This window comes from Reyranella sp., from assembly GCF_017305915.1.
Lineage (GTDB): Bacteria > Pseudomonadota > Alphaproteobacteria > Reyranellales > Reyranellaceae > Reyranella.
Genome location: NZ_JAFKJN010000016.1, coordinates 273,696 through 288,299, shown reverse-complemented (window position 1 = coordinate 288,299; position 14,604 = coordinate 273,696). Strand labels below are relative to the sequence as shown.

The window sequence follows — 14,604 nt, the reverse complement described above, 5'->3', positions numbered from 1 at the left end:
CTAGGGGCCCGCGCCCGTTACCCGGGCCGATACTTCCGCATCACCTCCTGCAGGAGGTCGAGCGGCAGCGCGTGGACGATGCGACCGTCGCGGCCCGACATGGTCTCGGCCATGCACATCGCGTTGAGGATCGCTTCTTCGGTGGCCTCGGCCGCGGCCTGGAAGAGGCTCGTCATCGCGTCAGGCGCGATCATGTTCACGCTGCTGATCCTGTCGTTCTGGCCGATGTGATTGCCCGTCGAGAACGCGATGAAGATATCGCCACTTCCGTTTGCGCCGATGCCGCCGACCCAGGACAGCCCGGTCGTGGCCCGGCGGGCCAGCCGCTGGCATTGGATCGGAAGGAGCGGCGCGTCGGTCGCGAGGACGACGATGATGGACCCTTCCGTCGTCGTCCGGGGTGGGACTGCGCGTTTGCCCGAGCGATGGGCCGGCACCACGTCCGGTCCGATCTCGCGGCCGACAGGCACGCCATCGATGCGCAACAGATCGCGCGCGCCATAGTTCGCCTGCACCAGCACACCGACGGTATAACGCTCGCCATTCTCGACCAGGCGCGATGCCGTGCCGGTCCCGCCCTTGAACTCGTGGCAGATCATGCCGGTGCCGCCGCCGACATTGCCTTCGGCAATGGCGCAGCCGCCGACTGCGCTGTCGAACGCGGCGAACGCGTGCTCCTGCGTCAGCGTGAAAGCCTGGATGTCGCTCAGCCAGCCATCGTAGGTCTCGGCGACGACCGGCAGATGGAAGGCCTGGGAAGCGCCGTCGCGAACCGCAATGGCCGTGATGGCGTCACGGACGATTCCAACCTGATAGGTGTTGGTGATCCCGATCGGCGCGCCGAGCAGACCCTGTTCGGCGAGCCACGGAAGGCCGGTCATCTCTCCGTTGCCGTTGAAGGAGAACGTTCCCGCGAAGACGTAGTCGGTCCAGATTTCCGGTCCGCGCGGCCAGATGGCGGTGATCCCCGTCCGGGCAATCCGCGGCCGGTCCTGGATGACGGTCGAGTAGCCCACTTTGACGCCCGCCACGTCGGTAATGGCGTTGAAGGGTCCGGGCGGCAGAGTTCCGACCTTGAGGCCGAGATCGCGCAGGCGGGCACGAGGCATTTGCTTCGCTCTTGGGTTTCGTGGCGGACGAGAACGGAGTTACCACACACGCCCTGGCGCTGGGAGCGCGGCACTCCAGTGCTGCTCATTTTTCTTTTGTGCCTTCCGAAAATCGATCGTGAGCAAAAGGTCTATTCTTCGGCATTTGCCGCGTTCGATCGAGACGACGAGCGGCACTGGAGTGCCGCGCTCCCAGCGCGATGGGCAGTAGGCGATTCGTGTGCCAGATCTGAGACCGATTCCGCTAGCCCACCGTCACCGGCGAGAAGTCGACGTACCAGCTCTTGGGATGGACGTAGCCCTTGACCTTGGACGAGATGGCATTCGGCCAGACGTCGTGGACGACCCAGACGAACACCGAATCGTCGACCATCTTGGTGTTGATCTTCGCCAGCACCTTGTCGAGTTCCTTCGGGTCCGACGTGCTGCGCGCTTCCTTGGCCAGCGCGTCGAACCCGGGATCGTTGATATAGCCCCAGTTCGAGCCCTTGGGCGGCACCTGCTGGCTGTCGACGAAGCGCATGAAGGCGTTGTGCGGGTCCATGGTGTTCCACGACACGTTGATCGCGCCGAACGCCGCCGCCTCCGGCGCTTTCGCGCCCTGGCGCATGAAGTTCAGCAGCGCGTTCCAGTCCATCACCTGGAACTCGACATCGATGCCGACCTCGGCCCATTGCTGCTGCACCGCCTCGTTCATGATCAGCGGGTACATCTGGCCCGAGCCCGAGGTCGAGATCGCGATCTTGGTCTTGAGCTTCTTGGCCGGGCCGTAGCCTGCCTCGGCGAGCAGCCGCTTGGCTTCTGCGGGGTCATACTTGATCTTGAAGGAGGGCGTGCCGAACCACGGATGGTCGGGCGGCACGCAGCCGACGGCGGGCACGGCGAGTCCGTTCAGCACCTTCACGATCGCGTCGCGGTCGATCGCCAGATTCATCGCCTTGCGCACGCGAATGTCGGCGGTCGGCGCTCCGGGCAGCATCGACAGCGTGTACGGCCACATGTGCGGGATGGCGTTGGTCTCGATCTTCACGCCGCTCGCCTTCAGTTTTTCCAGCGAGTCCGGCGCCGGCGCCTCGATCCAGTCGACGCGGCCCGACAGCAGCGCCGCGGTGCGCGTCGAGACGTCGGGGATCGGCAGCAGCACCATGCGCTCGCTCCTGGGGATGCGGTCCTTGTTCCAGTAGTCGGTGTTGCGCTCGAGCTCGGCGCGCTCGCGCGGCGTCCAGCTCTTCATCTTCCACGGGCCGGTGCCGGACGGCGATTTGCGGTAGCCCTGCCAGTCCTTGCCGACCTTCTCGAAGTTGTCGGCGCTGGCGATGGGGAAGCGGTTGAGCAGCGAGGGCATGACCGTGTCGACGCCGTTGGTCTGCAGCTCGACCTTATGGTCGTCGATCTTGCGCCAGGCGACCAGCGGCCACAGGGCGGCGATCAGCACCGAGCGGCCGAGCCGGTCGAAGGCCGGCGACTTGTCGTTGAGCGTGCGCTCGATCGAGAAGATCACGTCGTCGGCGGTGAAGGGCGCGCCGTGATGGAACTTCACGCCCTGGCGCAGCTCGAAGATCCATTTCGTCGGGTCGGACGGGTCCTGATACCACTTGGTCGCCAGGCCGGGCACGAGCTTCGCGGGCTCGCTCGCCGAGGAGAGGTCCCACATCACCAGCGGGTCGTACATCGTGTAGCCCATGAAGCGGATGCCCTCGGTGCCCTGGTCGGGCGCGCCGTCGGTGACCGGGATGTCGGCGAGCGTCATGGCGATGCGCAAGGTCGAGGGCTGCTGGGCGTGCGCTGAACGCACGAACGGCAATGCGGCGCTGGCGGCTATTGCGGCACGACGGGTGAGCATTCGGGGCCTCCGGGGTTCCGGATTGCGAAGCAGGAAGTGCGCCACGTATCCGCTTCCTCCCCTTCGCGGAATCCGCGAAGGGGAGGAAAGCTCATTGGCGCGGCACAGCTTTTGCTGCTCATATCCACGATCATGTCTGCGCCCAACACGTTGACCGCGACGGAAATCGCGCGGCGGATCGATTCCGGAAAGCTCACGGCCGAAGCCGTCGTACGCGCCCATCTCGAACGCATCGACAAGCGAGATTCAGACGTGCTCGCCTGGACCCATCTTGCCCGCGACGCTGCCCTCGAACGCGCCAGAGTGCTCGATCGCGGGCCGCGCCAGGGTTTGCTGCACGGCGTGCCGATGGGCGTGAAGGACATCATCGACAGCTACGACCAGCCGACCGGCTACGGCTCGCCGATCTACGGGACGCACCAGCCGCTGGCCGATGCTGCGACCGTCGCGCTCGCCAAGCATGCCGGCGCCATCCTGCTCGGCAAGACGGTGACCACCGAGTTCGCCAACCGCCATCCCGGCAAGACGCGCAATCCGCACAATCCGGCGCACACGCCGGGCGGCTCGTCGTCCGGCTCGGCCGCGGCGGTGGCCGACTGGCAGGTCGTGCTGGCGACCGGCACGCAGACCGGCGGCTCGGTGATCCGGCCGGCGGCGTTCTGCGGCGTCTACGGCTACAAGCCGAGCTTCGGCCATTTCCCGGTCGCCGGCATGAAGGCCAACACCGAATGGCTGGACACGATCGGTGCCTATGCCCGCAGCCTCGAGGATCTCGCGCTGTTCCGCGCCGCCCTGATGGCGATCCCGCATCGGCCGATCGAGAAGGTCGATTTGCCGCGCATCGCCGTCTGCTTCACGCCGCACAAGGACGAGATGCAGCCCGAAGGCATCGCCGCGATCGAGGAGGCGGCAACGAAGCTCGCCAAGGCGGGCGCCAAGGTCACCGAGTTCGAGATGCCGCGCGAGATGTTCGAGATGCGCGACGGCCAGCGCCTGCTCTCCGCCTTCGAGGGACCGCGCGCCGCGGCCGACGAGGCGCATCGCTTCTTCGACCTGCTGTCGAAGAGCTTCCAGGAAGACAAGATCGCCGCCGGGCGGAAGCTCGACTACGCGGCCTGGGTCGAGGCCCGCAAGCTCGGCGAGCGTGGCCGCGCCGCGGTCGATGCGACGTTCACCGACATCGACGCCATCCTGACCGCCCCGGCGCCGGGCGAGGCGCCGCTCGGTCTGGAGCGGACCGGCAACGCCACCTTCAACCTGTTGTGGACCTATCTCTGGATGCCGTGCGTGACCCTGCCATATGGCCGCGGGCCCCAGGGTCTGCCGGTCGGTATCCAACTCGTCGGCCAACAGCACGAGGATGCGCGATTGCTCGACATTGCCGGTTGGGTGCAGGGAGCGCTGCGATGAAACCGCTCAGCGCCACCGAAGCCGTCAAGGCGATCGAAGCGGGCACGCTCACCTCGGAGACGCTCGTACAAGCCTGCCTCGACCGCATCGCCGAGCGCGATCCGGTCGTGAAGGCGTGGGTCCATCTCGACCCGACGCTGGCGCTCGTCCAAGCGCGCGCGGCGGACCAGGCCGAGGGCGGGCTGCTGCGCGGCGTGCCGATCGGGGTGAAGGACATCATCGACACCTACGACATGCCGACCGGCCACAACTCGCCGATCTTCGCGGGCACGCAGCCGTTCGGCGACGCGGCCTGCGTCGCGCTGAGCCGGGCCGCCAACGGCGTGATCCTGGGCAAGACGGTGACGACCGAGTTCGCCAATCGCCATCCCGGCCCGACCACCAATCCGCACAATGCCGCCCACACGCCTGGCGGCTCGTCCTCCGGATCGGCGGCCGCGGTCGCCGACGGGCACGTGCCGCTCGCTTTCGGGACGCAGACCGGCGGTTCGGTGATCCGGCCGGCGGCCTATTGCGGCGTGATCGGCTACAAGCCGACCTTCGGCGACTTCTCGCGGGTCGGCATCAAGATGCAGTGCCATTCGGTCGACACGCTCGGCCTGATGGCGCGCACGCTCGACGACATCGCGCTGTTCCGCGGCGCCGTGCTCGCGCTGCCGCCGGCGCCGGTCGAGCGCGACGTGAGCGCGCCGCGCATCGGCTTCTGCCGCACGCCGATCTGGGACGAGTCGGAAGCCGACACCAAGGACCTGCTGGAGAAGACGGCGCGCAAGCTCGGCGCGAAGGACGTGGCTTTCGCGCCGGCGTTCGAGGACATCCTCGACGACCACGGCGCGATCACCGGCTGGGAGAGCATGCGCAACTATGCCGACGAGCGGTTGCGCAATCCCGGCAAGGTCAGCGCCGAGCTGATGGCGATCATGAAGAAGAGCGACGGCATCACGCTCGACCGTTATGTCGCCGCGCAGCGCAGGACGGTGGCGTTCAAGGCCTTCATCGATTCGCTGTTCGACGACTTCGACGTGCTGATCTGCCCCAGCGCGCCGGGCGAGGCGCCGAAGGGGCGGGAGTTCACCGGCGATCCGCGCTTCAACTCGATCTGGACCCTGGCGGGCACGCCGTGCGTCACGCTGCCGATCGGCACGGGCGATATGGGCCTGCCGCTCGGGGTTCAGCTGGTCGGCTTGCGCCATGCCGATGACAAGCTGCTCTCCACGGCCCACTGGGTGCTCTGCCATGCCTAAGATCAACGGTGAACGACTCCTTGCGGACCTGCGGCGCATCGCCGATTTCGGCCGCTACGAAACCGGCGTGCATCGCCCGCACCTGTCGCCGCAGGACGTCGAGAGCCGCCATTGGCTGGCGGCCCGCATGAAGGAGGCGGGGCTGGAGCCGGTGATCGACGGCATCGGCACCGTGCTGGGCAAGAGCGCCAAGACGGGCCCGCGCATCCTGATCGGCTCGCATTCCGACACCCAGCCGCGCGGTGGCTGGCTCGACGGCGTGATGGGCGTGATCTACGGGCTGGAGGTGGCGCGCGCCCTTTCCGAGGATCCCGAGACCGCGCATCTCGCCGTCGACGTCGCGTCGTGGGCCGACGAGGAGGGCCATTGGGGCCAGATGACCGGCAGCCGATCGTTCGTCGGCATGTTCTCCGAGGAGGACATCGACAAGGCGCGTCATCGCGACGAAGGCACGAAGATGCGCGATGCACTGAAGGCCGCCGGGCTGGAGAGCACGCCGCGCGAGCATCTGGAGGAGGGCCGCTATCGCGGCTATCTCGAGGCGCATATCGAGCAGGGCGGCGTGCTGGAGCAGACCGACCGTCGCATCGGCATCGTCACCGCCATCGTCGGTATCTACGCCTATCGCCTCAGCTTCAGCGGCATCCAGAACCATGCCGGCACCACGCCGATGCCGATCCGCAAGGATGCCGGCGTCGCCATGATGCGGCTCTACAACGAGGTGATGGAGACCTTCCCGAAGCTCAGCGGGCCGCGCAGCGTCTGGACCGTCGGCAAGATGTCGGTCGAACCCGGGGCGCCCGCGATCATTCCCGGCAAGGCCGAGATGATCCTGCAATTCCGCGATGCCGACAAAGCCGTGCTCGACCGCTTCGAGGCGGCGCTGCTGGCGATCGTCGCCGCGGCCAACGCAAGAGGTCCGTGCATGGTCGAGTGCGTGAACCTCTCGCGCACCATGCCGACGGTGATGGACGACCGCTTCCTCGACGCGATCGAGGAGTCGGCCGCGGTGCATGCCGCCGACAAGCACATGCGCATGCCGTCCGGCGCCGGCCACGACGCGCAGATCCTCGGGCTGAAGCTGCCGGCGGCGATGATGTTCGTGCCGTCGATCGGCGGCATCTCGCACCATTTCACCGAGAACACCGCCGACGCCGACATCGTGCTGGGCTGCCAGGTCTTTGCCGACGCGACGGCGAGGATCCTGAAGGGCAACTAGCGCAGGATGGATTGAGCCGGCCTCGGAAGTCCTCCCCATTCAGATGGGGAGGTGGCGGCGTCTTACGCCGACGGAGGGGTCAGGAGTCCCAATCCCGTTGCGCCTCATGACTCCTCCGCCCGCGTAAGACGCGGGCACCTCCCCCTGTGAGGGGGAGGAATTTCTGAGCGGACTCGATGCGACCGGCGAGGCGCTAATCGAACAGCTTGCGCAGCTCGTCCTTGGCCTTCTCGAGGGTGCGGTGGCGGCTTGCTGACAGCTCCTTGCCGGCGCGGTTGATGTAGAAGGTCAGCATCGACATCGCCGAGCGCAGCGGCGCCGACTTGCGCCGTCGGCTGTGCTCGGCCGAGCGCTTCAGCGAGACGGCGATGTCGTGGGCGCTGCGGTTGTTGAACACGCCCTTCTCGAGGTCGAGCGCGTCGCTCTCGCGGGTCACCTTGCCCGACCACTTCTTGAGCCTGGTACGGTGACGCGCGCCGACTCGGCCGTGATGTGCGGTTGCAGCCATGTCGCTTCAACGCCCGCGCGCGGCGATCGTTGCCCGATGCCGATCCCTCAGTTGCCGAGGATGTAGCGCGCGAACGGTCCGCGCTTGTCGGCCGGCAGCTGCGGCGGCAGCGAATCGACCTTGAGCTCGACGTCGCAGCTCACCTCGTTGGACAGCGTCGCGAAGGCGGCCAGCCGGTCGAAGTCGGCCTTGGTGAAGCCGGCCTCCTGCAGCACCGCCAACAGCTCCTCGCGGTTCAGCACCGGCTGCGGCTTGCCGGCCTTCTTGCCGTTGCGCCACGCCGCCTCGAGGGTCTGCAGCACCTGGGCGAACAGCCGCTGGCCCTCGGTATCGAGCAGGTCCGGCCGCTGCAGCGCGCCGAGCGCCATCTGCCGGCAGGCCGCGGGGTCGGTGCGGCGCAGGTAGCCGACCAGCTCGGCGCGGGCGGCGACGGCGGCCATCGCGCTGGCATCGTCGGCGGCGCGCAGCGATGGCACGATGTACTGGCCGCGGATCTCGGCGACCAGGGAGAACGGCCGCGACAGGCCGGTCCGGGTCGGGCTCTTCAGCTCCTCCTCGATCGCCGTGCGCATGCGGCTTTCGACGGCGGAATTCTCGGCCATCACCGGGCCGATCAGCGGCACGCGGCGGATCTGGTCGAGCGCGGTGTCGACCTCGCTCTTGCCGCGGATCAGGGTCCAGCCGCCCCACACGATCGCCGCCAGGACGACGGCGGCGAGCAGGCCGATGCCGCCGGTGCGGGCGAGCGTACGTTTGTCGATCTCCATTGCGTCGGGAAACTATCAGGCTTGCGTTGGACTGTAACCCCGGCTGTACTCGGGCGGCGTCTGCTTCCTATGCCCATTCAGCTCGAGATTTTCCACCCGGACCGGATCGTCATTGCCGTCGCTCGGGGCCATGTCACCCTCGAGGACTACGGCGGGCTGCTCGCCGAGATCGTCAAGGCCGACGTCACGCATTATCGCAAGATCATCGACAGCACCGATGCCGAGTCGGACGCCATCGATCTCGAGCTGCTGCTGCAGGCCGATGAGCTGACGCGCGGTCTCAACAGCCGGCCGCGCGGGCCGCTGGCGCTGGTGGTCAGCCGTGCCAGGGGCGAGATGGCCCGCGGCTTCCAGGAGAGGTCGACCGACCGGCCGATCGGGGTGTTCAGCAACATCCACGAGGCGCGCGTCTGGCTGCGCACCTTGCCGATCGTCGAATAGGCCTTGGCCGTCAGGGATGGATGACCATCCCGGTGAAGACGTAGGCCTGCAGCATCACCAGCACGCCGACCAGGCAGGCGAGCGCGATCGAGTGCTTGAACACGAAGCGCAGGATCGAGCCCTCGTGGCCGAACCAGTTGGTCGCGGTCGAGGCGACGACGATCGACTGGGCGTCGATCATCTTGCCCATCACGCCGCCCGAGGAGTTGGCGGCAGCCATCAGGATCGGCGACAGGCCGAGCTGTTCGGCGGTGATCTTCTGCAGGCCGCCGAACAGCACGTTCGACGCGGTATCGGAGCCGGTCAGCGCCACGCCCAGCCAGCCGAGCAGGGTGCCGAAGAACGGATAGAGGAAGCCGGCATGGGCGAAGGCGAGGCCGAGCGTCGCGTCGATGCCGGAGTAGCGGGTCAGCGTGCCGATCGCCAGCATCGCCGCGATGGTGAGCAGCGAGTAGCGCACCGCCCAGATCGTCTCGCCGTAGGCCTTGACCAGGCGCAGCGGGTTGAAGCCCATCAGGAACGCCGAGACGATCGCGGCGATCAGCATGCCGCTGCCGGTGTAGGTGAGCCAGGTGAAGGAGAACACCGCGCCCTCCGGCGTCGGCTTGGCCACCACCGGCGGCACCTTGGCGATCAGGTTGTGCAGGCCTTCGACCGGATAGCTCCAGACGAAGATCTTGTTCATCGGCACCTTGAACCAGTCGCTGCCCCAGACCAGCAGCACGATGCAGACGATGACCCACGGCAGCAGGCCGCGCCACATCTCGGCGCGCGTCACCGGCGCGGTCGAGGCGGTGCTGGCCGGCATGGTGCCGACCGAATCGTCGCGCGTGCGCAGTGCCGGCGACAGCCACAGCTCCTTCGGCTGCCAGACCTTGAGGAAGCCGATCAGGCAGGCCATAGACACCAGCGAGGCGCCGATATCGACGATCCACGGATTGATGAAGTTGGAGATCAGGAATTGCGGGACGGCGAAGGAGACGCCGGTCACCAGGATGGCCGGCCAGATGTCCTTCATGCCCTTCCAGCCGGCGAACGCCCAGATCAGCCAGAACGGTACGATCAGCGAGAAGAACGGCAACTGCCGGCCGACCATGGCGCCGAGCAGGAAGGGATCGAGGCCGGTCACCGAGGCCAGCCCCTGGATCGGCGTGCCGAGCGCGCCGTAGGCGACCGGCGCGGTGTTGGCGATCAGGCTGAGGCCGGCGGCGGCGAGCGGCGAGAAGCCGAGGCCCATCAGCATCGCGCCGGTCACCGCGACCGGCGTGCCGAAGCCCGAGGCGCCCTCGAAGAAGGCGCCGAAGGAGAAGGCGATCAGCAGCAGCTGGATGCGGCGGTCGGGCGAGACGCCGCCGATCGTGCGCTGCAGCAGCTCGAACGAGCCCTTCTCCACCGCGAGCCGGTAGAGGAAGATGACGTTGAGCACGATCCAGCCGATCGGGAAGAAGCCGGTCACCAGCCCGAGGACCGAGGCGCGCACCGCCAGTCCGGCCGGCATGGTGAAGGCCCAGATGGCGATGCAGATCGCCGCGACCAGCGCGATGACGGCGGCGAGATGCGCCTTTACCTTGCCCGAGGCGATCAGCGCCAGCAGGACGACGACAGGAACGGCCGCGATCAGCGTCGACAGCCATTCGTTACCGAGCGGGTTGTAGATCTGGTTCCACATCGCCTGGCGTTCCCCCCGAGGTCGTTGCTTGAGGGAAGGCTATCAGGCTCGCTTTGGCCTGTACGCTCGAAATCGGCAGGGCTTGTGCACAATTGCGCGAGAGCGCACCGGGCGATCGCAGAGGATGTGAAGTCGGCGCGCGGCTAGGCCGGCGTGTTCTTCTCCAGGAAGGCGCGCACCCGCCTGATCGATTCCTGCATGTGCGTCGGGCCCTTCCAGTCCTTCTGGACCTCGATGTTGGGGGCGAGTGCCGCGATCTCCTCGCTGGTCTTGGCCGGATGCGGCTTGTCCGACCCGGGCTGCAGGTAGAGCGGCGTCTTGCAGGCCTTCACGAAGTCGCGGGTGACCGAGAACACGAAGTCGGGCCCGAACATGTTCTTGCCGAACGCCTGGATGGTCTCCTCGCTGACCGCGGGATCGCGGCCGCGCACGGTCTCGCTGTAGCCCTGCACCGCCGCGTCCCAGGTGTCGCGGTTCTCCCACAGGCCGATCGGGTTCTGCAGCACCGCGGCGGCGATGCGGCCCGGGTTCTGCTCGATCGCCTCGAAGCAGTAGCTGCCGCCGATGCAGCCGCCCATGACGAAGAACTTCGCAAAGCCGAGGTGATCCATCAGCGCGAAGTGGTCGGCCGCGAAGGTGTGCCAGCCGTGGTCGGGCTTCACGTCGGCGACCGACTTGCCGGCGTTGCGCTGGTCCATCGCCACCACTGTGAACTTGTCGGCCAGCGCCTTGCGCGGGTCCATTCACGGGAAGCCGTTGGGATAGGCGGCCGAGATGCCGCCCCACATCTCCATCTGCGACTTCAGCCCGCCCGGCGCATAGAGCAGCACCGGAAAGCCCGAGCCGTGGACCTCGTAGTGAATCTCCGCATCGGCGCGCTTGAACATCGGCATGGCGTCCTCCTGTCCCGCTCGGGGCGACTACGTCGGCTTATACCCGATCGAATCGAGGATTTCCTTCCAGCGCTTGAGGTCGGCCGCCATGCGCTGGCTGAACGCGGCTGGCGTCGAGGTCTCGACGTCGAGGCCGAACTCGGTCATCCGCTTCTCGATCTCGGGCAGCTTGAGCACCGCGCGCAGCTCGTTGCCCCAGGCCTCGATCGTCGCCGGCGGCGTCTTGGGCCCCGTGCAAAAGAAGTACCAGCCGAGGATGCTGATCTTCGGATAGCCGAGCTGGGCCACCGTCGGGATCTCCGGCGCCGAGGTGGTGGGCTTCTGGCCCGAGGTGAAGATCACCTTCACCTTGCCAGCGCGGTGATGCTCCAGGAAGTCGGTGATGCCGCCGCAGCCCGCCGCGATATGGCCGCCCTGCAAGTCGGCGACCAGGGGCGCGGCGCCGCGATAGGGCACCGGCTCGAGCGGCACGCCGATCGCCTGGCCCGCCATGACGCCGAAGAAGTGCGTGAACGAGCCCATCGCCGTCGTGCCGAACGACTGGCGCGTCGGGTTCTTCTTCAGCCATTCGATGTATTCGGGCAGCGTGTTCACCCCGATGGTCGGCGACACGCAGTAGGCGGTCTGCACCGTGCCGGCGAGCGTGATCGGCGCGATGTCGGTCAGCGGGTCGAACGGCATCTGCGGCATGGTGAGCTTCTGCACCACCGTGGCCGACGGCATGTAGCAGATGGTCGTGCCGTCCTGCGCGCCGTTCTTCAGCTCGACGCCGGCCAGCGTGCCCGAGGCGCCACCCTTGTTATCGATGATGACGTTGCGGCCGGTGCGCTGCTTCAGCGCTTCGGCGATGAAGCGGGCCATCACGTCGGTGCCGCCGCCGGCCGGAAAGCCGACCATGATCTTGAGCGTCTTGTCCGGCAGGGCTGAATTGGCGCGGACGATCGCGGGCGACGCGACGGCCGCTCCCGCGAGGGCCAAAGCGGAGCGGCGGCTGATCTTGGTCACGGTACGTTTTCTCCCTCAACTACGACACCAAACTCCAGGCAAGTTCCGCCCGTTCGCGGGGCGCCCTGCTCATTTTCACCGACTCGGGATTGGACGAATTGCCGGCCAGGCCGCGGCGATAGACGCCCTGCGCGATGGCGGCGAGCCGGAACAGCGAGAAGGCGACGTAGTAGTTCCAGTGCTCGATGCGCTCGCGCCCGGTGCGCCGGCAATAGGCGGCGACGTACTCGCTCTCGGTCGGCAGGCCGAGTCTCGCGAAGTCGACGGTGGCGAAGCCGTGCGGCGGCTCCTTCATGTGATAGCCGAGGCAGTTGTAGGCGAGGTCGGCGAGCGGATGGCCGAGCGTGCTGAGCTCCCAGTCGAGCACGGCGACGATGCGCGGCTCGGTCGGATGGACGATCAGGTTGCCCAGCCGGTAGTCGCCATGGGCGATCGTGGTCGGGTCCTCGGCCGGGATATGCTCGGGCAGCCAGGCGCTGAGCTTCTCCATCGCCTCGATGTGCTCGGTCTCGAGCTCGGCATACTGCCTGGTCCAGCGCGCGAGCTGGCGGGCGATGTACTGGCCCGAGCGGCCGTAGTCGCCGAGCCCGACCTTCGCCGGATCGACCTTGTGCAGGCGGGCGAGCACGTCGTTCATCGAATCGAAGATCGCGGCGCGCTCGGCCGGTGTCTGGCCGGGCATCGACGGGTCGATCAGGATGCGGCCCTCGACGCAGCTCATGACGTAGAACATCTGGCCGATCACCGACTCGTCGGCGCACAGGAAGTGGGCGGGCGCCACCGGCACGTCGGTCTGTGCCAGCGCCGAGATCACGCGGAACTCGCGGTCGACCTGGTGCGCCGAGGCGACCAGCTTGCCGGGCGGCTTCTTGCGCAGCACGAAGTCGCGCCGCCTGCCATCGCTCATCTCCGCCGACAGGAAGAAGGTCGGGTTGGAATGCCCTGAGTCGAACTGCTGAACCTCCAGCCCGCCGCGATAACCCGGCAGATGGTCGCGCAGGTAGCGTTCGAGCGAAGCGGCATCGAAGCGATGGCGCTCCATGACAGGCACGGTTCGGGCGTAGACAGGCATGGCCCGAGCCTAGGGATTTCGCACGGGACGGCAATCGGCTCGTCCCACAGAGAGAAACGTAGTTTCAGCGCAAGAGCGAGGGAGTGTTCCCTAGTAACTGATACGCCCGCGGCCCTGCGGTTCGGCGATGGCGGCCTGGATCGGCGTCAACTGCGGCGCCTCCGCCTCGCTGCCGACATCGATCTGCGCCGGCGACACGCCCGCACGGATCAGCGCTTCGCGGATCGCGTCGGCGCGGCGCAGCGACAGGGTGCGCGAATAGGCCGAGCCGTTGTCGCGATCGATAGCCGCGATGGCGATGATCGCCGGCCGGCCGCGCTTGATGTCGTCGGCGGCCTGGCGGACGACGGCGTTGCCGACCAGGCCGAGCTCGCTGCGCTCGAAGCCGAAATAGGCGGTGTAGCGGCGGCTGCCGGTCGGCGGTGCGTTGGTCCAGATCTCGCGCTCCTCCTTGACCGCCAGCCGCGCGCTGCGGCTGGGGCCGGCGAAGTTGTAGGCCATGCGGACGAACGGCCCGAACTCGACCAGCGCACCCTGGCGCGAGGCGTCGCCGGTGATCGCGGTGTTGAAGGAGGTGGCGACGCGGGCGCCGGTGGTGATGGAGAGGGAGGGGGTGTCGGAGGATCGCCAGTTGATGCCCAGCTCTGCGCTGAGCTGCGGGACGAACTGCCAGTAGGCGGTGTTGTTCAGCAGCACGCCGTTACCGGTCTCGGTGTAGTTGGTGTAGAGCAGGGCGGCGTCGGCGCCGCCGACCACGGCCCAGCTCTCTGCGATCGGCAGGCGCACCCCGGCGCCGATCTTGGGGCCGATGCCGTACATCTCGCGCTGGTCGAAGCCGGCCAGCGGCGCCACGTTGTAGGTGGCGCCCTGCTTGTAGTGGATGCCGCGCAGGCCGCCGTTTACCCGCCACCAGTCCCGGCTGTAGCCGAGCTCGAGATCGAAATGCTGGTGATTGGTATCGACCGAGATGGTGCCGTTCTGGAACTTGGTGAGGTGCGACAGCAGGCCCTGCACATCGCCGGCCAGCGCCACGTCCCAATACGGGTCGATCTTGTAGCCGATCATGATCTGGCCGCCCGGCCCGTTGGTGACGTCGGAACTGGCGCCGCCCACGGTCACGCGATTGCCACCCAGCCACATCCAGCGGCCGTCGATGTTGCCGAAGAAGCCCTGCTGCTCGGGTACCTGCGCGCGCGCCGAAGCGGCGATCGCTGCGATCAAACCTGCCAATGCGATGAGCTTGGCGATGCGATCCACGGACGGCGCACTCCCGGTGCATTCGTTGTCCATGGAAACGCGGCGACTCCAACTCTGTTTCGCCGTGAGTCAAACAGAATGTTTTTGCGTGCACCGCGGCGGTCATCGCAACCACGCGCGCCGTCATCCGTTCCTTGAGGTCCGCTCGATGAAGCCACAGGAGACAA

The 14,604-nt window shown here is 67.4% G+C and carries 14 protein-coding genes; 4 read left to right on the top strand and 10 right to left on the bottom strand.

The window, feature by feature from the left end; translation table 11 throughout:
* Window positions 1-17: 17 nt before the first annotated feature.
* Both J0J01_RS15870 and J0J01_RS15865 read right to left on the bottom strand, forming a co-directional pair.
* Window positions 18-1,109: a P1 family peptidase gene (locus tag J0J01_RS15870; protein ID WP_296382212.1), complete on the bottom strand. Its 1,092-nt coding sequence runs from the start codon at window positions 1,107-1,109 to the stop codon at window positions 18-20.
* A gap of 244 nt (window positions 1,110-1,353) precedes the next feature.
* Window positions 1,354-2,952, bottom strand: coding sequence for an ABC transporter substrate-binding protein (locus tag J0J01_RS15865; protein WP_296382210.1), 1,599 nt, complete (start codon window positions 2,950-2,952; stop codon window positions 1,354-1,356).
* A gap of 132 nt (window positions 2,953-3,084) precedes the next feature.
* On the opposite strand from J0J01_RS15865, the gene J0J01_RS15860 reads away from it, so the two are divergent.
* The 3 genes from J0J01_RS15860 to J0J01_RS15850 are packed head-to-tail and all read left to right on the top strand — an operon-like array spanning window position 3,085 to window position 6,825.
* Window positions 3,085-4,362, top strand: coding sequence for an amidase (locus tag J0J01_RS15860; RefSeq protein WP_296382208.1), 1,278 nt, complete (start codon window positions 3,085-3,087; stop codon window positions 4,360-4,362).
* Entirely contained in the window at window positions 4,359-5,606 is a 1,248-nt protein-coding gene (locus J0J01_RS15855; RefSeq protein ID WP_296382207.1) for an amidase, read from the top strand. Before J0J01_RS15860 ends, J0J01_RS15855 begins: the two co-directional genes overlap by 4 nt.
* Window positions 5,599-6,825: a hydantoinase/carbamoylase family amidase gene (locus J0J01_RS15850; protein WP_296382205.1), complete on the top strand. Its 1,227-nt coding sequence runs from the start codon at window positions 5,599-5,601 to the stop codon at window positions 6,823-6,825. The genes J0J01_RS15855 and J0J01_RS15850 overlap by 8 nt, the downstream gene beginning before the upstream one ends.
* A gap of 193 nt (window positions 6,826-7,018) precedes the next feature.
* Here J0J01_RS15850 and J0J01_RS15845 read toward each other — a convergent pair whose 3' ends face one another.
* Together J0J01_RS15845 and J0J01_RS15840 are read right to left on the bottom strand one after the other, a co-directional pair.
* Window positions 7,019-7,333: a DUF3175 domain-containing protein gene (locus J0J01_RS15845; RefSeq protein ID WP_296382203.1), complete on the bottom strand. Its 315-nt coding sequence runs from the start codon at window positions 7,331-7,333 to the stop codon at window positions 7,019-7,021.
* A gap of 47 nt (window positions 7,334-7,380) precedes the next feature.
* Window positions 7,381-8,100, bottom strand: a complete 720-nt coding sequence (locus J0J01_RS15840) for a hypothetical protein (protein WP_296382201.1) — start codon at window positions 8,098-8,100, stop codon at window positions 7,381-7,383.
* Between the two features lie 69 nt (window positions 8,101-8,169).
* On the opposite strand from J0J01_RS15840, the gene J0J01_RS15835 reads away from it, so the two are divergent.
* On the top strand, window positions 8,170-8,541 hold the full coding sequence (locus J0J01_RS15835) for a hypothetical protein (protein ID WP_296382199.1): 372 nt from the start codon (window positions 8,170-8,172) through the stop codon (window positions 8,539-8,541).
* A gap of 10 nt (window positions 8,542-8,551) precedes the next feature.
* On the opposite strand, the gene J0J01_RS15830 is transcribed toward J0J01_RS15835, so the two are convergent.
* The 6 genes from J0J01_RS15830 to J0J01_RS15805 all read right to left on the bottom strand — a co-directional run bounded on the left by J0J01_RS15830 (window position 8,552) and on the right by J0J01_RS15805 (window position 14,437).
* Complete coding sequence (locus J0J01_RS15830) at window positions 8,552-10,210, bottom strand: L-lactate permease (RefSeq protein WP_296382197.1); 1,659 nt, start codon at window positions 10,208-10,210, stop codon at window positions 8,552-8,554.
* A gap of 143 nt (window positions 10,211-10,353) precedes the next feature.
* Complete coding sequence (locus J0J01_RS15825) at window positions 10,354-10,953, bottom strand: alpha/beta fold hydrolase (RefSeq protein WP_296382195.1); 600 nt, start codon at window positions 10,951-10,953, stop codon at window positions 10,354-10,356.
* Window positions 10,954-11,103, bottom strand: a complete 150-nt coding sequence (locus J0J01_RS15820) for a hypothetical protein (RefSeq protein ID WP_296382193.1) — start codon at window positions 11,101-11,103, stop codon at window positions 10,954-10,956. It abuts the gene before it with no gap.
* 27 nt (window positions 11,104-11,130) lie between these two features.
* The gene (locus J0J01_RS15815; protein WP_296382190.1) at window positions 11,131-12,108 is read right to left on the bottom strand and encodes a tripartite tricarboxylate transporter substrate-binding protein; all 978 of its coding nucleotides are present in this window, start codon (window positions 12,106-12,108) and stop codon (window positions 11,131-11,133) included.
* Between the two features lie 19 nt (window positions 12,109-12,127).
* Window positions 12,128-13,180: a phosphotransferase gene (locus J0J01_RS15810; RefSeq protein ID WP_296382188.1), complete on the bottom strand. Its 1,053-nt coding sequence runs from the start codon at window positions 13,178-13,180 to the stop codon at window positions 12,128-12,130.
* Window positions 13,181-13,270: 90 nt separating this feature from the next.
* Window positions 13,271-14,437, bottom strand: coding sequence for an Lpg1974 family pore-forming outer membrane protein (locus tag J0J01_RS15805; protein WP_296382186.1), 1,167 nt, complete (start codon window positions 14,435-14,437; stop codon window positions 13,271-13,273).
* Between the last annotated feature and the right edge of the window lie 167 nt (window positions 14,438-14,604).